This window comes from Prochlorococcus sp. MIT 1327, assembly GCF_047304785.1.
Taxonomy (GTDB): Bacteria; Cyanobacteriota; Cyanobacteriia; order PCC-6307; family Cyanobiaceae; genus Prochlorococcus; species Prochlorococcus marinus_D.
In genome coordinates, this window is record NZ_CP138972.1 from 1148737 (window position 1) to 1170704 (window position 21968).

The 21968-nt window shown below is 49.4% G+C and carries 20 protein-coding genes and 1 tRNA gene; 13 read left to right on the plus strand and 8 right to left on the minus strand.

What is annotated here, in order from left to right; genetic code table 11:
• Positions 1 to 3: 3 nt before the first annotated feature.
• Positions 4 to 1299 carry a bifunctional cobalt-precorrin-7 (C(5))-methyltransferase/cobalt-precorrin-6B (C(15))-methyltransferase gene (locus SIB80_RS05625; RefSeq protein WP_063418854.1) on the minus strand — a complete coding sequence of 432 codons (1296 nt, stop codon included), beginning with the start codon at positions 1297 to 1299 and terminating at the stop codon, positions 4 to 6.
• Positions 1300 to 1388: 89 nt separating this feature from the next.
• Here SIB80_RS05625 and SIB80_RS05630 point away from each other — a divergent pair, with 89 nt between their 5' ends.
• The 5 genes from SIB80_RS05630 (at position 1389) to ribD (ending at position 7036) form a co-directional block, all read left to right on the plus strand.
• Positions 1389 to 1661 carry a hypothetical protein gene (locus SIB80_RS05630; protein WP_063418907.1) on the plus strand — a complete coding sequence of 91 codons (273 nt, stop codon included), beginning with the start codon at positions 1389 to 1391 and terminating at the stop codon, positions 1659 to 1661.
• A 641-nt stretch (positions 1662 to 2302) separates the two neighbouring features.
• Entirely contained in the window at positions 2303 to 2704 is a 402-nt protein-coding gene (locus SIB80_RS05635) for a calcium-binding protein (protein WP_236065926.1), read from the plus strand.
• Positions 2705 to 2806: 102 nt separating this feature from the next.
• Complete coding sequence (locus SIB80_RS05640; protein WP_063418847.1) at positions 2807 to 5320, plus strand: GH116 family glycosyl hydrolase; 2514 nt, start codon at positions 2807 to 2809, stop codon at positions 5318 to 5320.
• Positions 5321 to 5401: 81 nt separating this feature from the next.
• Entirely contained in the window at positions 5402 to 5938 is a 537-nt protein-coding gene (locus tag SIB80_RS05645) for a DUF3122 domain-containing protein (RefSeq protein ID WP_236076880.1), read from the plus strand.
• 3 nt (positions 5939 to 5941) lie between these two features.
• A complete protein-coding gene (gene ribD / locus SIB80_RS05650; protein WP_063418845.1) occupies positions 5942 to 7036 on the plus strand; it encodes a bifunctional diaminohydroxyphosphoribosylaminopyrimidine deaminase/5-amino-6-(5-phosphoribosylamino)uracil reductase RibD in 1095 nt (364 codons plus the stop codon).
• A 149-nt stretch (positions 7037 to 7185) separates the two neighbouring features.
• Here ribD and SIB80_RS05655 read toward each other — a convergent pair whose 3' ends face one another.
• From SIB80_RS05655 to SIB80_RS05670, 4 genes are all read right to left on the minus strand, one after another.
• Positions 7186 to 7446, minus strand: coding sequence for a hypothetical protein (locus tag SIB80_RS05655; protein ID WP_169246911.1), 261 nt, complete (start codon positions 7444 to 7446; stop codon positions 7186 to 7188).
• A 347-nt stretch (positions 7447 to 7793) separates the two neighbouring features.
• Positions 7794 to 8552 carry a potassium channel family protein gene (locus tag SIB80_RS05660; protein WP_063418841.1) on the minus strand — a complete coding sequence of 253 codons (759 nt, stop codon included), beginning with the start codon at positions 8550 to 8552 and terminating at the stop codon, positions 7794 to 7796.
• Positions 8553 to 9551: 999 nt separating this feature from the next.
• Positions 9552 to 10208, minus strand: coding sequence for an SOS response-associated peptidase (locus tag SIB80_RS05665; protein WP_063418839.1), 657 nt, complete (start codon positions 10206 to 10208; stop codon positions 9552 to 9554).
• 102 nt (positions 10209 to 10310) lie between these two features.
• The gene (locus SIB80_RS05670) at positions 10311 to 10592 is read right to left on the minus strand and encodes a hypothetical protein (RefSeq protein ID WP_063418837.1); all 282 of its coding nucleotides are present in this window, start codon (positions 10590 to 10592) and stop codon (positions 10311 to 10313) included.
• Between the two features lie 1028 nt (positions 10593 to 11620).
• On the opposite strand from SIB80_RS05670, the gene ftsH reads away from it, so the two are divergent.
• The 8 genes from ftsH (at position 11621) to SIB80_RS05710 (ending at position 17769) form a co-directional block, all read left to right on the plus strand.
• Positions 11621 to 13498 carry an ATP-dependent zinc metalloprotease FtsH gene (gene ftsH / locus SIB80_RS05675; protein WP_063418835.1) on the plus strand — a complete coding sequence of 626 codons (1878 nt, stop codon included), beginning with the start codon at positions 11621 to 11623 and terminating at the stop codon, positions 13496 to 13498.
• Positions 13499 to 13552: 54 nt separating this feature from the next.
• Positions 13553 to 14509 carry an ornithine carbamoyltransferase gene (gene argF / locus SIB80_RS05680; RefSeq protein ID WP_063418833.1) on the plus strand — a complete coding sequence of 319 codons (957 nt, stop codon included), beginning with the start codon at positions 13553 to 13555 and terminating at the stop codon, positions 14507 to 14509.
• Positions 14510 to 14644: 135 nt separating this feature from the next.
• Positions 14645 to 15268: a transcriptional repressor LexA gene (gene lexA / locus SIB80_RS05685; protein WP_011129759.1), complete on the plus strand. Its 624-nt coding sequence runs from the start codon at positions 14645 to 14647 to the stop codon at positions 15266 to 15268.
• A gap of 61 nt (positions 15269 to 15329) precedes the next feature.
• Positions 15330 to 15402: transfer RNA gene (locus tag SIB80_RS05690), tRNA-Ala, on the plus strand.
• A 358-nt stretch (positions 15403 to 15760) separates the two neighbouring features.
• Entirely contained in the window at positions 15761 to 16042 is a 282-nt protein-coding gene (locus SIB80_RS05695; protein WP_205909631.1) for a hypothetical protein, read from the plus strand.
• A 197-nt stretch (positions 16043 to 16239) separates the two neighbouring features.
• On the plus strand, positions 16240 to 16371 hold the full coding sequence (locus tag SIB80_RS05700; protein ID WP_255454336.1) for a hypothetical protein: 132 nt from the start codon (positions 16240 to 16242) through the stop codon (positions 16369 to 16371).
• A gap of 2 nt (positions 16372 to 16373) precedes the next feature.
• A complete protein-coding gene (locus SIB80_RS05705) occupies positions 16374 to 17072 on the plus strand; it encodes a DUF3854 domain-containing protein (protein WP_063418831.1) in 699 nt (232 codons plus the stop codon).
• A complete protein-coding gene (locus tag SIB80_RS05710; protein ID WP_074160115.1) occupies positions 17053 to 17769 on the plus strand; it encodes a hypothetical protein in 717 nt (238 codons plus the stop codon). The genes SIB80_RS05705 and SIB80_RS05710 overlap by 20 nt, the downstream gene beginning before the upstream one ends.
• Positions 17770 to 17850: 81 nt before the next feature.
• Here SIB80_RS05710 and SIB80_RS05715 read toward each other — a convergent pair whose 3' ends face one another.
• From SIB80_RS05715 to SIB80_RS05725, 3 genes are all read right to left on the minus strand, one after another.
• Entirely contained in the window at positions 17851 to 17982 is a 132-nt protein-coding gene (locus tag SIB80_RS05715; protein ID WP_328585567.1) for a phospholipase D-like domain-containing protein, read from the minus strand.
• 253 nt (positions 17983 to 18235) lie between these two features.
• The gene (locus SIB80_RS05720; protein ID WP_063418829.1) at positions 18236 to 18454 is read right to left on the minus strand and encodes a hypothetical protein; all 219 of its coding nucleotides are present in this window, start codon (positions 18452 to 18454) and stop codon (positions 18236 to 18238) included.
• 122 nt (positions 18455 to 18576) lie between these two features.
• Positions 18577 to 21621, minus strand: a complete 3045-nt coding sequence (locus SIB80_RS05725; protein WP_413351809.1) for a tetratricopeptide repeat protein — start codon at positions 21619 to 21621, stop codon at positions 18577 to 18579.
• Positions 21622 to 21968: the final 347 nt, after the last annotated feature.

A 21968-nucleotide genomic window follows, 5' to 3' on the forward strand; every position in this document is an offset into this window, starting at 1 on the left:
GCCTTAAGGCCTCGTGCCTTTGAGGATCATCACCGGGTTCATCGGCGCCATGCGTGTGCCGTCTGCCAGCGGCAGGCCCCTCCAGGCTTGGTGTTGACTCACTTTTACTGTGAAACCTGAGGCTTCAAGTAGAGGCCTGAGTTCTGAGAGGGCCTCAACGGTTGCCAGTGGAATCACGACGACTCCATGTGGTTGAAGTTTTTGCAATACGGCCTGGAGGAGAGCAGCTCGCTGGCGCCCGCCACCGCCTAGCAGTACCCGATCGGGGTTGCTGAGTTTTGCTGGTAGATCAGTTCCATTCAGCAGACTGAGGGCCTCAACTTCGAGCACAGCAGCAGGCTGAACGGCAAGCCGGGCGGCATTGGCCTTGATCAGTGCTGCGCCGCCGCCACGCTTTTCAACAGCAAGCAATTGCAGTTGTGGGCGCAGGCGTAGGGCCTCTAAGCCCACGCTGCCGACGCCGGCACCTAAATCCCAGAGCACGCCCTGTTCTGGTAGCTCTAATTCTGCGAGGAGCTGAACACGGAGCTCCCGTTTGCTCATCAGCCCAGGGCGATCGGCGTGTTGCAGGAACAAGCCATCGTCAAGACCGAACAAGGGAAGTTCGCCTGGATCTACTGGTGGAGCAACTTGTTCTGCAAGCAGCACCAGCAGGTGTAGGGGATGAAGATCCGATGGCAAGGCATCCTGTGGCGTCAGCCGTTGCACCCGTTCATTGGTGTGTCCGAGCTGTTCGCATAGCCAAACTGCATAGGCAGCTTCAAGGCCAGAAGCGCGCAAAATCGTACGCACCTCTTCGGCTCCACCACGGCTGGGATCGGTGAGTACAGCTAGAGCTGCGGGGCGTTGTTGCAGCTTTTGAGCTAAGGGTGCCGGGTCACGGCCATGCAGGCTGATCCAGGCGGCATCCTGCCAAGGGCGTCCAAGCCGGGCAAAGGCTAATTGCAGCGAAGAAGGGGCTGGATGAAAGTGCAGCTGATCAGCAGAACAGGCCTCGAGTAGTCGCCTGCCTATGCCGAACCAGAGCGGATCGCCGCTAGCAAGCACGACGGCTGTGCCTGGCAGCTGGTGCAACCAGGCGATCAGAGCCTCTGGTTGATCGCTGGCCATCAGTTCTGGCAAAGCCTGATCCGTTTGCTGCTGCTGCCACCAGCTCGGCAGCTGTTGCAATAACCGAGTTGGTGCAGCCACTCCTTGGGCTGAGAGCACCAGCTTTTGCAATGGAGTAGCAAGGTGATCTAAGCCCGCGGCATCGGTGCCGATGACGTGGATCGCTGCGGAGCTGATTGAGGCGGGCATGTTGTCATTCTCGGCTGAGAGGTTGTATGGCTGACTTGTCGTTGCTTTGAATGGTGAACAGCGCGTTGGTGGGCAAGATGGCGGACGAGATGGCGAGCAAGGTGCGAAAAACTGAACAGGAACAGGATGCTTTTGTGCTTGACCGCCGTCGGCGTTTGCATGAGTTGGTGGTTGCTTTGATTCAGCAGCAGGGCGAGCTGGAATTGCTTGATGGCGAAGCCCCACGCCTTGATGTTGCGGCAAGTTCAGCTCAAGCTCATGATCCAGCACGCTGGTTGGATCGCAATCGCCGTGTTCTGCAGCGCTACCAGGCCTTGGTTCGTTCTGCAGTCACCATCGATGCTTTGTTAGATGCTGAGTAGGCCGTAAGGGGTCGACAGTTTGATTGGTCTACGGGCGTATTCATAAATTGATGAGTTAATTAGTCACAGGCCGATCATTGCCATTAAGCGGCGGCTGTGAAGTTTCTTTTTAGAATTGTGAGGTGTTTTGATCGAGAAGAAGACCTAGGCCTTTCTATGGGGGGCAGGTGATTGCTTCCGCTACCGAGCTGATGAAGCAACAGATCAACTGAGGAAAGTTAGAAAGATGATTAAAGCGGCAGATGATCATCTTTATTGGATTAGATAAAGTATTCATTCATAGTCATTTACAAGAAAGATGGCTCCAAGGAGATAGGACTAAGTGGTACTTACCATGGAGATGGAGATAGAATAGCAACAGAACACGACTGGATTGAAATTACTGGCAACCTAGAACTCGCAGGAAATCTCGATGTTTCGCTAATTGATGGATTTAAGCTTTCTGCTGGTGATTCCTTTGTGATTGCCAAAGTTGATGGAGATCTCTCTGGTGAATATGATGGTCTTGATGAAGGTGATTCTGTAGGCCGTTTTAAAAATGAGAATGGCGGGAACTTGATCTCTTCATCACATACAAAGGTGGTGATTGTAATGATATTGAGCTTTATACGAAATCATTCTTTGGTGTTCTTCCTGAGAGCTTGCGTGAACCAAGAATCATTGGTTCTGATGATGATTCCTTAACTGGAACATCTGTAGATGAAGTGATCTTTGGAGCTCGTGGTGATGACGTTTTGTTAGGGGGCAGTGGAGATGATCAAGTTGCTGGAGGCAATGGTGATGATCGGCTTGATGGCGGGTCTGGAGATGACCATCTCAAAGGTGATCGAGGCGCTGATACCTACAAGCTGAGTGGCGGCAATGATGTGATTATCGGCTTTTCAGCCGCTGAAAACGATCGCATCTCTGTAGGCGATGGAGTTGTGCTTTCCATGACGCAAGCCGGAGATGATTTATTGCTCACAGCAGATGGCATTCACACCACATTGCTGGATGTGGATAAGGGTGAGTTTCTCGCTGCTGATGTGATTGATTACATCTGAGCGCTAGAAACCGTTGTTATGCCATCAAGGTTCAAACGATGTTTTGATCCCCTGGCTGGCCGGCTGATCTGCTGACAAGCTGGGCGCATCATCTCTTGCTCCATGGCCCTTTTTGGCGTTTCAGCTTTCAGATCCTTATTGAAGCGAGGATCGAGCTTGAAGCCTTGGAGTGTGCCTGCCGCTAGCTGGAGCCGTGCTTTCGGATTGCCTTGGCAACAGCCATACACGGTTCGTTATGCCAGCAATCTCGATGATGGGCCCTGGCATGGCATGCCCCTGGGAGGTTTCGGGGCCGGTTGTATCGGGCGTAGCCCGCGCGGTGATTTCAATCTCTGGAATCTTGATGGTGGTGAGCATTGGCAGGGCAGCATTCCTGATTGCCAGTTCGCTTTGTTTGAGCGGCAGGGGGATCAGGTGCGTGCTCATGCGCTGGCTACAGCGCCACAAACCGATGACTCTCAGCCTGAGCTAGACAAGCCTCTCTCCTCTTGGAGCTGGTATCCAGCCAGTACAGCGCAACGCACGACTGGTAGCTATTCAGCCCGCTATCCGCTCAGTTGGACCCATTACAACGGAGTCTTCTCGGCTGAGCTGGTTTGTGAGGCGTTCAGTCCAATCCTTCCTGGTGATTACCGACGCAGCAGCTACCCCCTTGCGGTGTTTCGTTGGCAGCTGCAGAACCCCACATCGCAATCTCTGGAATTGTCGCTGCTGCTGAGTTGGCGCAATACATGTGGCTGGTTTACGAACACCGATCCCTCCGCCAGCGTTCATTTCCGCGATGACGGCAGCCCTGAACACAGTTATGTGCCTGCTATCGGCCGTGGCGAGGGGCAGTGCAATCGTTGGATTGATCAGCCAGGCCTGATTGGTGTCTTGATGGATGGTGAGCGAGCTGACCCATTGGCTGAGGGGCAAGGGCAGTGGTGTTTGGCTGTTCCTGATCATCTGCCTGGTGTGGAGGTGATGCGTTGTAGCCGTTGGGATCCCAGCGGAGATGGCAGCGAACTGTGGAGTTCCTTCGCAAGTGAAGGAACCATTGCAAACAGCAATCACGCACACAAGAGCTTGGCGGGCGAGCAGATCAGTGCTGCTTTAGCGGTGAAGGTCACCCTGGCGCCTGGCGAATGTCTTGAGATCCCTGTGGTGATCAGTTGGGATCTACCGGTGACGGCTTTCGCTACAGGCGTTCGCGATTTGCGCCGTTACACCGACTTTCACGGCAGTGATGGGCAGGGGGCTGCTGCACTTGCTGCCGAGGCCTTGCGTGATTGGCCTGATTGGCGTGAGCAGATTGATGCCTGGCAGGCGCCGGTGCTGGCGCGTGAGGATCTGCCGGAGCGCTTGCGAATGGCTTTGTTCAATGAACTCTACGACTTGGCTAGCGGTGGCAGCCTTTGGACGGCAGCCCGTCCAGGAGATCCGGTGGGTCGCTTTGGGGTTCTTGAGTGCTTCGACTACGCCTGGTACGAAAGTCTTGATGTGCGCCTCTATGGCTCCTTGGCTCTGCTGCAGTTGTGGCCTGAACTCGATAAGGCCGTCTTGCGTAGTTTTGCTCGAGCCATTCCAGCGGCAGATGCCACGCCACGACCAATTGGCTGGTACTTCACCCAGGGGCGTGGCCGGGTCGAGGCCCCCCGCAAGAGGGCGGCTGCTACCCCCCATGATCTGGGAGCACCGAATGAGTCGCCGTTTGATGCCACCAACTACACCGCTTATCAGGATTGCAATCTCTGGAAAGATCTGGCCAGTGATTATGTGTTGCAGGTATGGCGAACGTTTCTTCTCTCACCGAATGGTGAAGATCTGAGCTTCTTGGCTGAATGCTGGCCGGCGGTAGTGCAAGCCCTGAGTTATCTCAAGCGGTTTGATGTCAATCACGATGGTCTGCCTGATAACGGTGGTGCTCCGGATCAGACCTTTGACGATTGGCCTTTACAAGGCGTGAGCGCCTATTGCGGTGCTCTTTGGATTGCAGCTCTTGAGGCTGCTCTAGCCATGGCACAGCGCTTGCAATTGGACTTAGGACTCAATACGGCAGAGGAGCAACATCAGTTCAGCGGTTGGCTTGAGCAATCACGGGCCAACTTCGATCGGCTGCTTTGGAATGGGGAGTACTACAAGATTGATGCTGAGAGTGGTACGCCCGTGGTGATGGCTGATCAACTCTGTGGTGATTTCTATGCTCGCTTGCTGGGGCTGCCCTCTGTTGTTGCTGATGAACGCAGTCGCAGCAGTCTGAATGCAGTCAAAGAGGCCTGCTTTGAAGGTTTTGAAGGCGGCCGTTTGGGAGTTGCCAATGGTTTGTGCCGTGATGGCATGCCACTTGATCCCAATGGAACCCATCCCTTGGAGGTATGGACTGGCATCAACTTCGGTCTAGCGGCCTACTACCGGCTGATGGGCGATGCAACGACGGCCACAGCCATCTGTTCAGCGGTGGTCAATCAGGTATATGGCGGTGGTTTGCAGTTCCGCACCCCAGAAGCGATTACTGCAGTGAAGACCTACAGGGCTTGCCACTATTTGCGTGCAATGGCGATCTGGGCCCTGTGGGCAACGCATACCGATTGGCAGTTGATTCCAGGTGCCGAACGGGCAGGGTCTGAGGGGTGAATGAGTGGCGCCAGTCTGTGAGGGATGTCCTATCGGCAGCGATGGTTTTTTGCATACGCTGTGAAGACCTTCTTTGAGGTCATGGCCAGCGCAGGGAGTTCTGCATCGCATCGATGGCCTGGCCTTTTCATACTGAAGAGGGCTTTGGCTTGCTTCTTTGTGGCCGTTGTGCTGTTGCTGTTCAGCCCATCTCTTGCCCAGGCGCAGGTGTTGACCAATGAAAGTGATGAAAGTTCTTTATTTGTACGCAGCTTTGAGACCCTGCGTGATCTTGAGTATCACAGTTGGCAGGTGGTGGCTTACCGCCAGGGCCCTCCTGGTGAGCCAGTGGTGTTGAGGATTGTTGGTTATCCCGGCAAGGTTCGTCTCAATCATCCAACCGCACTGCTCGTGCATGCCGGTCGCCGCGACTGGGCCTTGGATGACATCACAATGGCCAGTCCGCAATTGGCGAAGGATGGCCGTGAAGCAGCAGCAGAATTCGATCTCAACCCTTTGCTGGATGATTTGACCAACAATCGCCCGCTGCGCTTGCAGCTCGCCGGTGTGTTTACTGAACTGCCTGTGCCTCCTTATGTCGTCGGCGAGTGGCGTTCATTGCCGCAGGCTTCTCAATAGTTGATGAACGTCAACCCCTCTGCAAGTGCTGTTTGGCTGCCATGGATGCGGCGGGCGTTGCAGTTGGCTGCGCTCGCAGATGGTCGCACGAGTCCTAACCCTCTTGTTGGGGCTGTTGTTCTAGACAAGTCTGGAAAGCTTGTGGGAGAGGGGTTCCATGCATGTGCTGGTGAGCCCCATGCTGAGGTAGGCGCTCTCACACAAGCTGGTGAACAGGCCAGCGGTGGAACCCTGGTGGTCACTTTGGAACCCTGTTGCCATCAAGGCCGCACGCCTCCCTGCACGCAGGCCGTCATCGCTGCTGGACTTCGCCGAGTTGTGGTTGCAATGCAGGACCCAGACCCTCGTGTTGCTGGAGCCGGCATCATTCGTTTGCGTGATGCCGGGCTGGAGGTGATTACTGCTGTGTTGGAGCCGGAAGCAGCACATCAGAACCGGGCTTTTGTTCATCGTGTTTCTACTGGGCGCCCCTGGGGGATTCTCAAATGGGCGATGAGCCTCGATGGACGCACGGCTTTGCCCAATGGCGCCAGTCAGTGGATCAGTGGTGGTGAAGCGCGTCGCTGGGTGCATCGCTTACGTGGCCAATGTGATGCTGTGATCGTTGGCGGCGGCACTGTGCGTGCGGACGATCCGTTGTTGACCAGTCGTGGGCACTCTGACCCCGAACCAAAGCGGGTGGTGCTGAGTCGCAGTCTTGATTTGCCTCAACAAGCTCAGCTTTGGAACACTGCAGTGGCTCAGACCCTGGTTGCACATGGCCTAGAGCCTGGCCATGAACAGTTGGCTCATTTGCCTGAGGGGCCTGAGCTACTTGCTTTGCCTGCCTCTGAACCGCTTGAGTTGCTGCAGGCCTTAGCTCAACAAGACTGCAATCGTGTGCTGTGGGAATGCGGGCCAGGCTTAGCAGCCTCAGCCCTGCAGCAAGACTGTGTTCAAGAATTGGCGGTGGTGGTGGCTCCCAAGCTGTTGGGTGGCTTGCCTGCAAGAACGCCATTAGCTGATCTTGGTTTTACCAGAATGAACCAGGTGCTAGTGCTCGAATCTGGGCAATTTCAACAGTTGGGTGACGATTGGATTATTAGCTTCATCTTGTAATCAATATGTTGAAATCTACGCCTTACGTTATGAATATTTGAGATACATTGGAGCCTTAATCCCTTGAAGTCTTGGCTCCAGGTTTGTTGATTTTAATAGGCTAGTATTTTTAGCAGTGAATAAATCTTTGCCGCAAAATATTTAATTAATCATTTCAGTAGTGATCTTGGCATGGCTTGATCTTTTACTAGCTTAGTGAAGTCAATGGCCTTGCCTTTGTTAAGCTCTTGGCCCTTTGTCTGTCTAGACATTTCTGACTTTAATTCTTTAATGTCTTCAAGGAATACCTCTACAATCTTTGCTTTTACAATATCCATGCTATCTCTCTTGCCTTCTAATACCTCAGAGTAGGGTAATGTATCATTGTAGAATGCTTCAATAAGCCGACGGCGTTCTTCGAAGAACTTCACCTTGCAATCGAGCAAATTGTCGTCAATCTTATGTCGGATCATTTAGTTAACTCTGCTTGTCATTGGTGTTTCTTGTAATAATTGCAATCCCTGTAAAATTTACAATTGTCTAATGAGACTGCCCGTGTCAAAAGCTTCATTTTGTTGTAACGAATGTACTTTAGCCATCTTTGCTTAAGAGTAGTAGAAGGTTTGGTTGAGATGAGTTAGATTTTTATGGAATCATTTAATTGATCTGACCTGTTCCGTTGAAGTTGCATTTGCTTTGCATTAAAGTCCTTTTGTCGACAACGGAATTCTTGGAAAGTGTGATCAAATTAATTCTAATACTAAGAGCTCTTGCTTGCTTAAGGCGGGGGTCCTTTCTGGTTTGATTTGGTTTGTTGTATTTGATTGTTTGGATTATTTGAAAACCGGCTGATCAGAGCACCCATCATTAGCGTTAGATAAAGAGGGCCAACAATGCTGGTGGAAACGCTCACTATCCTTGCTGCGGGCAGGATCGGCTTGATCCCCCCGAAGCCAACGGTGGTTAGGCACACGAAGGCAAAGTAGTTGATCTCGGCAAATTTATGAGGCGTATTCAGTACGCTGTGATTGTTGCTGGTGATGGCTTGGTTGGGTAAATCCAGAAGCGCAAAGCTGTTGGGTTCAACCGTATACAAGGCATTCATCACAAGGCCGGCGCTGATTCCTAAGAGTAAGTATCCAGCAGCTGCTCCCATCAAAACCATTTCGCTGACTTGGCGCTCACGACTCAGCTGTTTAATCAGTCGAATTAAGCTCCAGCCCACGAACAAAATCCAGCTCCATATCAGGGGAATACCGCTGTAGGTCCAGTGACTTGGCGTGAGTAGCCAGAACCATAGGCTCAGTAATGCTGCCCATCCCAGCCATTGATAGAGCCGTTCTCTCCAGACATGGTGTTTGACTTTTCTCGCCAGCAACCTGGTGATAAGGATTGCGATTACTGAATAGCAAATTGGAGCAGGCCAATAAACTTGCGGTATCGCAAAGCTTGCCAATAGCAACAGGGTAAAAGCGAGCAAGAGGCGATAAAGCCTGTCTCGATATTGATGTTTTCGTTGCCGTGGTGTAGTAGTCACCTGAAACAATCAGCTCATAAAATGCTGAGTGTATCGATGCGTTTGTCAAGCACCTGCTTGGTGAGAAGAAACGGTTTAGATGATTATTCGATTTGAGTCATGAACTTTTTCACAATAGCCCTGAGAGACTCCGTATCACAGCTTGTATAAGGCTTCGGTACTAGCTTGGAGTATTTTTTTGGTTTTGAGAGACTTTATATCGTATTGGTTTCGGTAGGGCTTTTGTTTAGAGCAAGTATAGATATTCTTTGAAGGCATCGTTAACTCTTTGTTAGCGAAGATCTCCGTTTCTTGCATGACTGGCGGCTTTGGACCCAATTTCTTGACGATGGACGCATTTGCTCTGTTGATCAGCTGGAAGGATGATGTAGCGATGTTCGATCACTCTTTCGGTTTCTCTGTCATGCGATTTTAGCGATGAACCAGATCGGCGAGTTGGTGAAACATTGGCATCATGGCACTGTTCAATCTATACAATAAAAGGTCGAAGATGTTAAAAAAGATTATGACGATGATTCCTTCTTGATATTGAGTCGTGGTGATCTTAATTCTCAGTTAATTGATGCTTTAGAAAGTTTCTATGCCTGTGATCGTTACTTCCTTTGAAAGGCACAAGAAACATCGGGACATGGATCCTATGAAAATGATTTCACACGATTTGACTTTGCTGCTGTTTTTCTGGGGTCAAGAATTTAGTTGTTTCCAGTTGCTTTATGATGCAAACCCTAGTGTGGGTTATGGCAAAATATATCGTTATATGCAGAGTCAGTGTTCATCCTAATTCGTTGATTCTATTTGATCCTCAAAGTTGTTTCCCGCTGTTGTTGCTATGTTTGTAATCAATATCTATCTAACTCAGTTATTGCGCTTGCTACGCTTTGTTTTCATTGTTGCTATTGACTCTCTTTGATTGTTTGTCCTAGCAGCTGTTGAACTGATTAAAGTTAATACTTATGCGTCGGTTTATATGGTTGATTCCTATCAGTTTTCTTTTGTCAATCAGAACAGCTGTAATTGATTTGGGTTGGTCCTTGAAGCCATGTTGGGAGCTCGGCTCACACACCAATCATGTGGATCCCAAGGGTTAAGCAAGCTTTCAAGTGCATGCAAGTGGGTGGCATCCCCTTCTTCCAGCCAGGCCTCTTCTAAGCCATTTGGCACGATGACAGGCATCCGCGTGTGCAGTGGACGCACTAAGGCATTGGCGCGAGTGGTGATGACGCAACAGGTTTCTACTTCGCTGCCATCGGGCCCGATCCAGTGATCCCAGAGCCCCGCCAGCCAGAACGGTTCACCATTGCACCGATGAATGCGTTGCCCTTTTTCATGAAAACCATCGCTAGGTAATAGGCAGCGGTGATGACGCCAAGCTGAGCGAAAAGATGGCTTCTCCGCAATGGTTTCGGCACGAGCGTTGATTGGCCTTGGGCCTCGCCAGGGATCTTTCACCCAGCTGGCCAAAAAGCCCCAAAGGAAATGGGTTACATCCGCATGTCTTTGATGCTCTCTTAGCGCGAGCACAGGCTCGCCTGGGTGGATTTCAGCGCGAGGGACGTAGTGGCTTAGCCATGTTGACGAAGAGCTGTTGGCTAGCCAAGGCGCCAGGACCTTTCGCAGAGTGTCCCTTGGGGTGGTGAGGCTATAGCAGCCACACATGGTTCCTCTCTCGCTCCCAGGGCTTGATTGTGTCTGATAAGGCCTTTTGGTTGATCTGCTTTGTCTGTTTGCGTTGATAGATGGTCGAGATATGTAATTTGCTTACTCGTCAGCCTCTCTTAGCTGCTCAACACAGGTGGTGAGACATTCGCCGTCATCAAGTGAGCAGGTTGAAATGCATTCAAAGTAAGTCTCAACAGCATCCCAAGTTTGCTCTGATTCTAATGAAAACTCATGATTTGACTTCGTGTTTTCAGTGATACCTGAAGGGCTGGCAGAGTCGTTCTCGATTAAGACGTTTGTTGCCGTATCCATCAGCAGGGCAAGTGGTGGATATGGCCATAGCTCATCTGGCTGTAGAGGAGAAGATGGAGGCAGCAGCATTGCAGGAAGACCTTTAGAGCTCTCTAAACAGTCAAGATGTGATTTTGCTGAGTGCAGCCCTTCGCAATAAAGGCATTGAGATCTTGAGCAAACTCGAAACAGGCGTCCTCTGTCGCCCTCGAAACACTGAATTGTCCCGCCTTTTGCGCTTACGTAGAATGGATGGTACTTCATGGCGGTGAGTTTTTTCGTTGCGTAGATCAATGGACTTCAGGGTCGACCTGTTGATGCTTCAACGCCTAAAGTTTGTATCGATACTGGCCTTTCTGAGAAGTCAAGATGACTTCTATTCTTGATATTCATGCAGAGAGATATCAGCATTTACTCGCTATAGACACGCCCGTGAGAAATTACCTTATTGGGGTTGCCTTGTCGCTGCAGGACATGGATTTGTGAATGCCTGCAGGAGAATGCAGCCGATTGGTTGCGGTAGTAGCCAGGCGCGGTTTAGGTTTTCACGGTGAAGCGAATACCTCCCTTTTGTTTAATGAACCCTAGCCCACTTTCTTGGGGGTTGAATGTTTGATTAATAATAATAAAGCACCTAAGTTGCATCGCTTAGGCGCAATTGCCTGAGAGAAAATACCTTCATGGTATTGGTTTGCTCTAATGGCTAAAGAAAATGTCTTGCTTCTACAGAAACTAAATTGATTGTTCAGGCAGAGCTTTTCAGAAGCGGGCTGACATCAAGACTTGTGGTGCCAATGCACTACAAGATTCTCTTTTTGCCCTAGGGGTGTCGTTGGTTGCCTTGAAACTGCCTTTGCAGCATCGGTTTCACTAGTATTCAGATGGCAGTTAATGGCTTGGTTTGGGGGAAATAAGTAAGTGCCTTTGATTGGCAGTGAACTCCTAAAAACCCTTAACAAAAAGGCTTTGTCTTAGTAGCTACTGACAACGATGCATTGATGTCTTCAAGGCAGCCAGCAGCGTTTCGTTTGTGGTGACGTTCGGTTCTCACACCAGTAAAGGCAAGCGCTTGCAGATTGATCCTCTTAGCGTGACAGCCCGGAAATCAATTTTTTTCGATGGCTATCCGTGAGGATGACAACAAACCGAATCGACGCTTTGGCATCGTCAATTTGGTGTTGATCGGTTTCGGTGTTTTGTTGCTTTTCAGCAGCTTCTTACCCAATCCTGCTGCACAGGTGCCGAGGGTTCCCTACTCACTATTTATTGATCAGGTTGACGATGGCGCCGTGAAGCGGGCCTTCATCACTCAGGATCAGATCCGTTACGAACTGGCCAATCCTGAGGAGGGAGCACCGTCGTTGCTGGCCACGACGCCGATCTTCGATATGGATCTGCCCCAACGCTTGGAAAGCAAAGGAGTTGAATTTGCAGCAGCTCCGCCTAAGAAGCCCAATGTTTTCTCCACCATCCTCAGCTGGGTTGTGCCCCCGCTGATCTTCATCCTTGTACTGCAGTTTTTTGCCAGGCGTTCCATGGGTGGTGGTGGTGCCCAGGGAGCTCTTAGTTTCACGAAGAGCAAGGCGAAGGTTTATGTGCCTGATGAAGAGTCCAGAGTCACCTTTGCCGATGTGGCAGGGGTCGATGAGGCCAAGGATGAGCTAACTGAAATCGTTGATTTTCTCAAAACACCTGAGCGATATACAGAAATAGGTGCGCGCATACCTAAGGGTGTGCTGCTTGTGGGCCCACCTGGTACCGGTAAGACCTTGCTCTCCAAGGCCGTTGCTGGGGAGGCAGAGGTTCCCTTCTTTATTATTTCTGGTTCGGAGTTTGTCGAGCTGTTTGTCGGTGCTGGTGCGGCCCGCGTGAGGGACCTCTTTGAGCAGGCCAAGAAAAAGGCTCCTTGCATCATCTTCATCGATGAACTCGATGCCATTGGTAAGAGCCGTTCTGGCTCAATGGGTGTCGTAGGAGGCAACGATGAGCGTGAGCAGACCCTTAACCAGCTGCTCACGGAAATGGATGGCTTCTCGTCCACCGATAAGCCCGTCATCGTGTTGGCCGCGACCAACCAGCCCGAGGTCCTTGATGCAGCCCTGCTCCGGCCTGGTCGTTTTGACCGACAGGTCCTTGTGGACCGCCCAGACCTCTCTGGCCGCAAGACGATTCTCGAGATCTATGTCAAGAAAGTGAAATTGGCGGAAGGGGTTGATTTAGACCGCATCGCTCAGGCGACCAGCGGTTTTGCTGGAGCTGATCTGGCCAATATGGTTAATGAAGCGGCCTTGTTGGCAGCTCGTGGCAAGCGAAAAGAGGTTGAACAGCAAGATCTCAACGAAGCCATCGAGCGAGTTGTGGCAGGCCTTGAGAAGAAGAGCCGAGTGCTCCAGGATGACGAGAAGAAGGTTGTGGCCTATCACGAGGTTGGGCACGCCATCGTTGGACACCTGATGCCTGGAGGCAGCAAGGTCGCCAAGATTTCAATCGTGCCAAGGGGGATGAGTGCTCTTGGTTACACCTTGCAGTTGCCTACTGAGGAGCGTTTCCTCAATTCCAAGCAAGACCTTGAAGGTCAGATTGCCACTTTGTTAGGAGGGCGTTCAGCAGAAGAAATCGTGTTTGGCAAGATCACCACTGGTGCTGCTAATGATCTACAGCGCGCTACTGACCTTGCTGAGCAGATGGTGGGGACATATGGGATGAGCGATATTTTGGGTCCTCTGGCTTATGACAAGCAAGGTGGGGGGCGTTTCCTTGGTGGTAACAACAATCCACGCCGAGTTGTGAGTGATGCCACTGCTCAGGCCATCGATAAGGAGGTGAGGAGTTTGGTGGATCAAGGTCATGAGAGTGCCCTTGCGATTCTTCGGCATAACCTCACCTTGCTGGAGACCATCGCCCAGAAGATCCTCGAAAAGGAAGTGATCGAAGGCGATGAGCTGATCGAGATGCTCGATTCCAGCGCTCTCCCTAGAGGTGTTGTTATTGCCTGAAGGCTTGACGGCAGGGAGGCTGGTCTCCGATAAAGACTCTTTGAAGCTCCCCTAATGGCTGACAATCCCCAAGGTGTTGCAGCCGTCCTTGCTGACCTCAAGGGTCGAGACTTTCTCTCCTGCGCTGATTTCACTGCGGAGCAGACGGTTGCCTTGCTTGAGCTTTCCCGCCAGCTCAAGAGCGGTAATCGCCGCATTGATTTGGGAAATCGAGTGCTCGGATTGATTTTTACCAAGGCATCGACGCGCACACGAGTGAGCTTTCAGGTCGCGATGGCACGCCTTGGCGGGCAAACGGTGGATCTCAATCCTCAGGTGACCCAATTGGGCCGGGGCGAACCCCTTGAAGACACGGCGAGAGTGTTGAGTCGTTTCTGTGATGTGATGGCGGTGCGGACCTTTGCGCAGCAGGAACTACTGGATTACGCCCATTGGGCTTCGATTCCGGTGCTCAATGCCTTGACTGATTTGGAGCATCCCTGTCAGGCAATGGCTGATTTCCTAACGATTCAAGAGGCTCTCGGCTCATTAACCGGTCAGACCTTGGCCTATGTGGGCGATGGTAATAACGTCTCACATTCTTTGATGCTCTGCGGCGCTCTCTTGGGGGTCAACGTTCGGATTGGCTGCCCGCAGGGGTTTGAACCTCTACCTGAGGTGATTGATCAGGCCCGCAACTTGGCAGTGGCTGATGCTCGTATTGAAGTGATGACAGATCCAGTTGATGCAGTGCGAGGAGCGCAGGCTTTGTACACCGATGTTTGGGCCTCGATGGGACAGGAACAGGAACAGTCGCAGCGGGAAGAGGCCTTTCGTGGTTTCTGTCTCAATGAGGATTTGCTTGCTCAGGCAGATCCCGACGCGATCGTGTTGCACTGCCTGCCGGCTCATCGAGGGGAGGAGATCAGTTCAGGCGTGATGGAAGGTGAGGCCAGTCGAATCTTCGATCAAGCTGAAAATCGTTTGCATGTTCAGCAAGCTTTGCTTGCGGCCGTGCTTGGTGGTCTCTAGTTCCAGGCTGGATTGCTGCTTTCGGTTTTGAGCACTCTGGTCAACTCAGGATCTTCTTGCGGCTGCACTGTTTGGTGTTTAAACCCTTGCCAGATTCAGCGCCTATGGGTACACATGTATTGATGAATTAATGCGTTGCCATTGGCTGCCTCTTCTCCTGAGTTGCTTACTTCTGCCCAGCAGGAGCTTTATGACTGGTTGGCCGATTACATCAGCAGCCATCACCACAGCCCTTCGATTCGACAGATGATGCAGGCCATGGGTCTGCGCTCACCAGCGCCGGTGCAGAGCCGGCTTCGACATTTGCAGCAGAAGGGATGGATTACTTGGCAGGAAGGGCAGGCGCGTACCTTGCAGCTGCTTGGTGGGTTGGTGTCCGGTATCCCCGTGTTGGGGGCAGTTGCCGCTGGTGGTTTGGTGGAGACGTTTGATGATGTTCAGGAGCGCTTAGATCTTGCACCAGTTTTGGAGACCCGTGGCCTGTTTGCGCTCACCGTGAATGGTGATTCGATGGTGGATGCCTACATTGCAGATGGCGATGTGGTTCTGATGGAGCCAGTGCCTGAGCCTTCGCGGCTGCGAGATGGAACGGTGGTGAGTGCACTTGTGCCCGGAAGTGGCACCACGCTGAAGCACTTTCACCGCAACGGCGCTTCGGTGCGACTTGAGGCTGCCAATACTGCCTATGAGCCGATTGAGCTACCAGCCGATCAGGTGCAGGTGCAGGGCAAGCTCGTGGCTGTTTGGCGTCAGGTTTGAGGCCTTGCCGTTGTAAGCTCTGTTTTGATGGCGGTACGAGCCCAGTGTTACCGGCGTTTATGGGGCCATAGCTCAGCTGGTAGAGCACCTGCATGGCATGCAGGGGGTCAGGAGTTCGAGTCTCCTTGGCTCCATTGAACAAAGTCCAGTCTCTGGCTGGGTTTTTTAATGTTTGGCCTTAGCGCTCCGGCGGGCGATACCGCTGTTTGGTGTGATTTTTGGTGTGAAAACTGCTTTGGGGCGGAATGGGTTTCTCTGGTGGGTTTTGGCTCTAACGCCCTCCGAGGAGCTCTTAAGGTGTAAGTCAATCATGTATATTAATTCTAATTAAATAGTATATTTATTATTCTGATATTGTATTTGTCAGTGCTTGCACCTGAGACAGGCAGCAAGTAGGGTTTTAGCAGTTACTTTAACAGGGTACTAACACCCCAGTAAGCCTCAAAATTTTTGTCGGCGGCGTCCAAAGCCGGCTCAGATTCATCTCGGCAGTTGTCACTGTTGGCTCCAGTATTGGCTGAAGTGGTTCCGGCGAGTAATAGACACAACCTGTTTTTAATTATTTCCGAATGGATGAGGACTTCTTTTGCTGCTTTGCAATTGGGAGTCAGCCCTGACACGCTTCACCGTCGTCGTGAGAGCAATGGAGGTTTCTTGGAGATTGGCCGTGACTATGTTCTCGGTCCATATCGAAATTCTCCTTTGGTATGGAACGTTCAGAATTGCCGAGATGCTTTTAATCAGAACGGCCTTCGGGTTCGTAAGGAGGGGTGATCGTGCAAAAAAAAGACCCTCGCTACAGCAATAGCGAAAGCCCCGATGTCGATTTATTTATTCTATTTCAGGAGCATGTCCTTCATCCAATGACTAGCGCACAGGACTTGGTGCTTTAAGGCCTGTGCGAGACGGATTTGGAAGCACAGGAGAAAGGGATAAATCCTGATCCCTTTGCTGGTCATGGCAGAGAAACAATGTCGCACATTGCCCGTTGTTTGGTTGCGCTGTCCTCAGAACGAGGCGGACTTGATGAAGCCAGCGTGATTGCGGCTGCGATCTGGATCCGCAGTGTTTGGGCATCCCTCGATGAAAGTTATGGGGAGTAATCATGACCAATGATCCCGAACTTGTTCAGGAGCTTGTTGACTCTGGGCTACCTCCAGAGATCCATGATCGACTCGGCTACTGCAGCGTCACTGCTCAAGAGGCAAAGCAACTTACTGGACATGAACAGGAGGGGTGGGTTGTTCCGTCCCGCGACCCTGATGGCAATCCTTATCAGCACAACGGCAAGAACTTTTATCGCCTGAAGCCACGCGGATTCAAGGAAGGATCTCCTAAGTACCTCAGTTCTGCAAAAGCTTGGTGCCGATCTTATTTCATCAGCCCACTCTTCCCGAAAGGCCACCTTGGAACAGTGGGGAACGTATTCATCACTGAGGGAGAGAAGAAGACTGATTGTTTGAATTTCAACCACGTTCCAACCATTGGTTTGTCTGGTATTTGGTGTTGGAAAGACCAGAGATCGAGAAAATCACAGCCACTTCCTGAGCTAGAGGTAATTGATTGGAAACGAGATGTGTATATAGTTTTTGACTCAGATCTGACTCTCAAGCCGAAGATTCAAGCAGCACTCGTTGCACTTTGCACTTGGCTCGCGAATCAAGCTGGTCAGCCTTTTATTCCCATAGTCGTTCAACTTCCTTGTGAACTGAATGGAGACAAAAATGGCGCTGATGATTTCATCGTGCGTCACGGGCTCGAGGCTTATCACCGGCTGGTCAAGATTGCGCAACCATTCTGGTGAATGGCACTGGGATAAAAAGAAGAAAAAGTACTTTTTTACTTTTACCTGGACTCCAGAGCCCAACAAAATTCACTACATCGCTACAACATTCAGCACGGTCTTAAAAGAGCACTACGCTGAACATCCATCGTTTGGCACGTACGAGTGGATTGGCACCCACTGGAGCAGGATGGAAGACCGCAATCCCCTCATGAGGCCTATCCATCAGCTGATGGATGAACACGACTTTCATACCCGTGGCAATGGCCGCATGAACTCAATCCATGACCAGATCACGGCCTATTTAGAGACCAGGAAATGGGATAACCCAAATCTGGTGACCTTTGCTAACGGCACTTTTGATCTAACCACTAATCAACTGTTGCCTGGTCATAGTCAAACGGATTGGCTCACCTTTTGTTTCCCGTTCAACAACGAGCCGGAAGCGGAGTGCCCCCAATGGCTTGATTTCATCGAGAAGACCTACACCAAAGCTGATGGCACACCAGATCCAGCTGTTGTGAATGTTCTGCGGGCCGCATTCCGTTGGACGATTTGTCCTAAGCCGGTTGATGCGGCCTTCCCCTATGAAGTCGCCTTTGATGTTGGCGGCCTGGTGAACCACGAACAACGGCCTACCGCTAGCGATTTTGAGGGCTGGGAGGCCACCTTGATTAAGGCACTCCAGAAGAACCTAAATGGAGGGGGCGTCAATTGAAAATCACGCAGCCCTACGCAAGGAGATAACGCAATCAATGCTGCCGTTCCAGCTTGCGCTGCATCCGAGCCGTAATCCCACTTAAGCACCACGCCACAATCGATCCATTTCGCGGGTGAAGTGATTGTGGAGCAGTGGTGAATGAATCACCACCAGTGTTTCATCGTTGGTGTGAGCTGCAGCAGGGCTCCAATTAAATGAACCTGTGATCACTTTTTTGTTGTCGATTACCGCAAACTTGTGGTGCAGTTTGTCTCCGTTGGCCAGTCTCGTTGTGCCTACTCTTTCCTTCTAGAGGGACTGCGAATGGTTTGTTGCCTACTTACAGCTTGCAACTGTGATCTGGAAGGGCAACTCCTAATAAGTCCAGTACTTCTCAATAGGAACGGCTAGCAAAGCTAGGGTCGGCGATTAATCGTATCTTCACACCGCTTTGCACCTGCTCCCGTAGCTTGTTAGCCAAAGCTTATGAAGAAAAGATGAATAAGGCCATATCTATGCTTTGTTTTGATGTTTCTATTTGCTTGGCAATGAAGTGTATGCCGTTTATTTTTTGTCGTTTCGCGTGTGGAGCAAAGAGCAATTCAATTCGGGTGTCACCAACCTTTGCAGTCTGAACAACAGGCGCATTTTTGCTTAATCCAAGCAGACTGTCTTTTGCCCCTCCTGGACCATCGCCCCACATCAAAAGGAACTCCTTTTTGAACAGTGCAGCTAGTTCTTAACTGTTGAAGCTCAGCAATTGGTTGACATTGCCGAGCGTTTGTATAGCTGCGGGATCTCCATATCCCAAGCATCTGAACTGATCTAAGAAGGCTTGTAAGCCCAGAATTGATACATGCCTGAGAATGTTGTTGGTTGCTGCTCCTCAAATCTACCCCAGTTATTTAGACTAGTCATGTCGCTATCATCTGGGAATTGCTCTTTATAGGCTTTGAGAATTGATTCTGGGAGTATAAATCCACAGAAAACAAATCCGTGATTATCAAGGAGTGCTTGAAGTGATTCAGTAGTGAATAGATGCACTTGAACATGAAAGCACATATCTCGGCACTCTGAGAGTGAGTAAAAGTCAAGTGCAAATTGAGCTATTCCGTATAGTCCCTCTATATTGCCTTGTAGAACTTGGTTTCGAAAGTCTCTAATCCCTTCTGGAGTGCTTTTGATATTTAATCGATTGATTTCGTTTCGGGCTTTTACGATTTGTTGCCTGGCTAATTCGCTGTATAAGCCAATCTTGATGTAGCCATCGGGCTTTAAAATTTTATTCAATTCTGATAGCCCTTGTGCGGGATTTCTCATGTGATGAAGCACGCCAGAGCATTCAATAACGTCAAAAATTTCGTCTAGATTTCCAACATGTAAAAGATCCATCATTTTAAAATCAATATTCTTCATTCCATATTCTTCTGACTTCCTCATCGCATATGCCAGGCTCGAGCTGCTTAGGTCGATTGCTGTGATTTGAGCATTCATGTACCGGCTTGCATGGATAAGTTGCTGGCCAGTTCCGCAACCTGCGATTAGAACTTTTGGATAGGAATTGTTGTTTGTTAATTCTTTTGAAAAAGTAATATGTTGTTTTGTAGTTTCTAGTTTGATGAAGTGTGAAATATTGGAAGCAAAGCATTTATTTGTAAAATTGGCAAAACGATATCTCGGATATGGGTTCTGTTCATACATTGCTTTGACCTTGGCTGAAACTGTGTTGTCAATGATTGAAAGCGTTTGAAATGAACTTTTTAGTTTCTCTTCTTCTAACGGCTCTTGAAACTGAGTCCGGATGAGAGTTCTTCTCTCTTCGCTGGTGATGGGAAACTTTTTCAACCACTCTCGGTTGATATTTAGTTTGTATATTGGCAAGTAGCACGCAATGATAGCTAGGTCTTGATTGAATCTCTGTTGGCTTTGCTGGGCCAAATTTATTAACTTCTTGAGTAGATCCTTTTCCTCTGTGGATTGTGCGTAAGCATATTCATTGAGAAAGCATTGAGTTGCTAGAGCCTCTGAAAGCGGTTTTAGATTGTCCGGAATAGACTTACCCTTTGAAGCTAATAGAAGAAGCTCTTTTCTGAAACGAGTGAGAAAAATTTCGATTTCGGGATTTGATGGGATCAGTAGTTCTAGTGATTTTTTTAGACGCCAGTCTGCAGCGAGTTCATTCAGCGGGGAATTGCTGGTTGAGATGATTACCTCTAAATCCATTGCTGCCTGAAATGTCTTCATATATATATGAATGAAGATCTTTGATAGACGGCGATGAGAAATGTTCTCATTTTTCAATAGTATCTCATAAGCTTTCTTGAGAAGGGGCATATTATTCTCAGTTGGTGAGTACTCTTCTGTCAATTTATGTAAGTTATTGATGGCACAGGCGTTGTCAGGTTTTAGTTCTAAGGATTTAACTGTTGACTCTAGTGCTTCCTCATGCTTGCCAAGATCTTGATAGATGTTGCCCAGGTTAATGTAGGCATTAGCATTGCAAGGTTTGATCTCCAAGGAGTTAAGGGTTGCCTCTAGTGCTTTATCCAGTTTGCCCAAATCTTTGTATATGAGGGCCAAGTTAATGTAAGTCTCGGCTTTGTCTGATTGCAATTCTAATAACTTTAGTGTTGCCGCTAGTGCGTTCTCAAGTTCGCCGAGCTCTTTGTATATAACGCACAAGTTGATGTAAGTATCGACATTGTCAGGTTTGAGAAATAAGGATTTTCTTGTTATCTTTAGGGCTTGGTCTAGCTCACCAATACCTGTGTAGATACTACACAGGTTCATGTGGGCTGAGACGTTGTCTGGATCTAGAGAAATAACTTTTTTTGTTGCTTCTATTGCTTCTTTAATACGACCTTCTCTTTTATGAATTACTCCGATATTCCGCCATGCTTCAACAAAGTCTTTGTCTAGTTTGATTGCTGTTTCAAGAGCGGCAATTGCTTTGTCACTTACGCCAGCCTCTATTAGGCAGAGCCCATAGTTGTAGGGTATTAGTTTGTTATGAGCTGCTCCTAAATTTAGTTTCTCATATTCACTGATAGCATCAGACCACTGTTGCTGATTTTGATAAGCCTGTGCTAGCAGAAGAGAGATTTGCTCATTTGGGGCTATTACTGATGCTTGCTTGAGAAGCTTGATCGATTCTGCTGCTTCTTTTCTTTGTAATAAAATAACTCCTAAATTGACCATTGATGCGGAAGCGGCTGAGTTTCTTGAAATTTCTTTTTTGTAGTGCTCAATAGCCTTTTCCTGCTGACCAGTGTTTTGGTATGCGATTCCTAGTAGCTCGTGAGCCTTCAGGGTGTTTGGGCTGATCTCAAGTGCGTTTATTGCAAAAGCAATGGCTTTGTCTGGTTGATTTATGGCGATTGCACTAGAAGCTGCTCCTAATAAAGCTGGGAAAAGATTTGGATCAGCTGCAATGGCTTGCTTGAAAAGTTCTAGTGCACTGTTGTGATTACCTGACTGGCTGTCTAGATTAGCGATATTGTTGATAGCTGGAGCATAATCCTTGTTGATTACTAGTGATGCTTGATACCATTTTCGTGCATTGGCTATATCTTGAAGTTGTAGATATGAGTTGCCAATATCCTTTGTTGTTTCAGGGTCTGACTTGTCGAGCTGATGAGATTTGATCAAAAGCTTTTGAGCCTGTTCTATTTGGCCAAGAGCCAAGAAAGATTTTCCGGCGTATTTGTAAACAATTGCCTGCTCCGGTTCGACTTGAAAAGCTTCCTGACATGCTTGGATGCATTCTTGATGGTGACCATCCGCTGATAGTTGCTTGATAGTTCTGAGATCCGCCACGCGGTTTAAAAGCCAGATGATGATAAGGATACATTGATTCCAGAACAAACTCATGAGTCATTTTCCAAGCCTCTTTGAAGAGTAACTAAGAGAGATACTTCGAAATAATTCTCGCTATTTGTGGGCATATAATATTGCGATTGAAGCAGTCTCATTATTTTAACTATTTGACAAGAAAATAGGATTTCAGTGAATGACGAAGGATTGCTCGTATTAGTTCTCAGGAGGCTCTAAGATGGCCGGTTGCTTTTTGTCTTCGTCAATTTCCCAATGTTTGGGATCTATGGGTGCAACTAAAAGTTAGTGGATTTAAAGCTGCGTACTCGGCAACAAAAATTCCAGGATTTACAAATGCCTTTAGATAGTTTGGTCTTGAGAACTTGATGATCCTTGCATTGTGT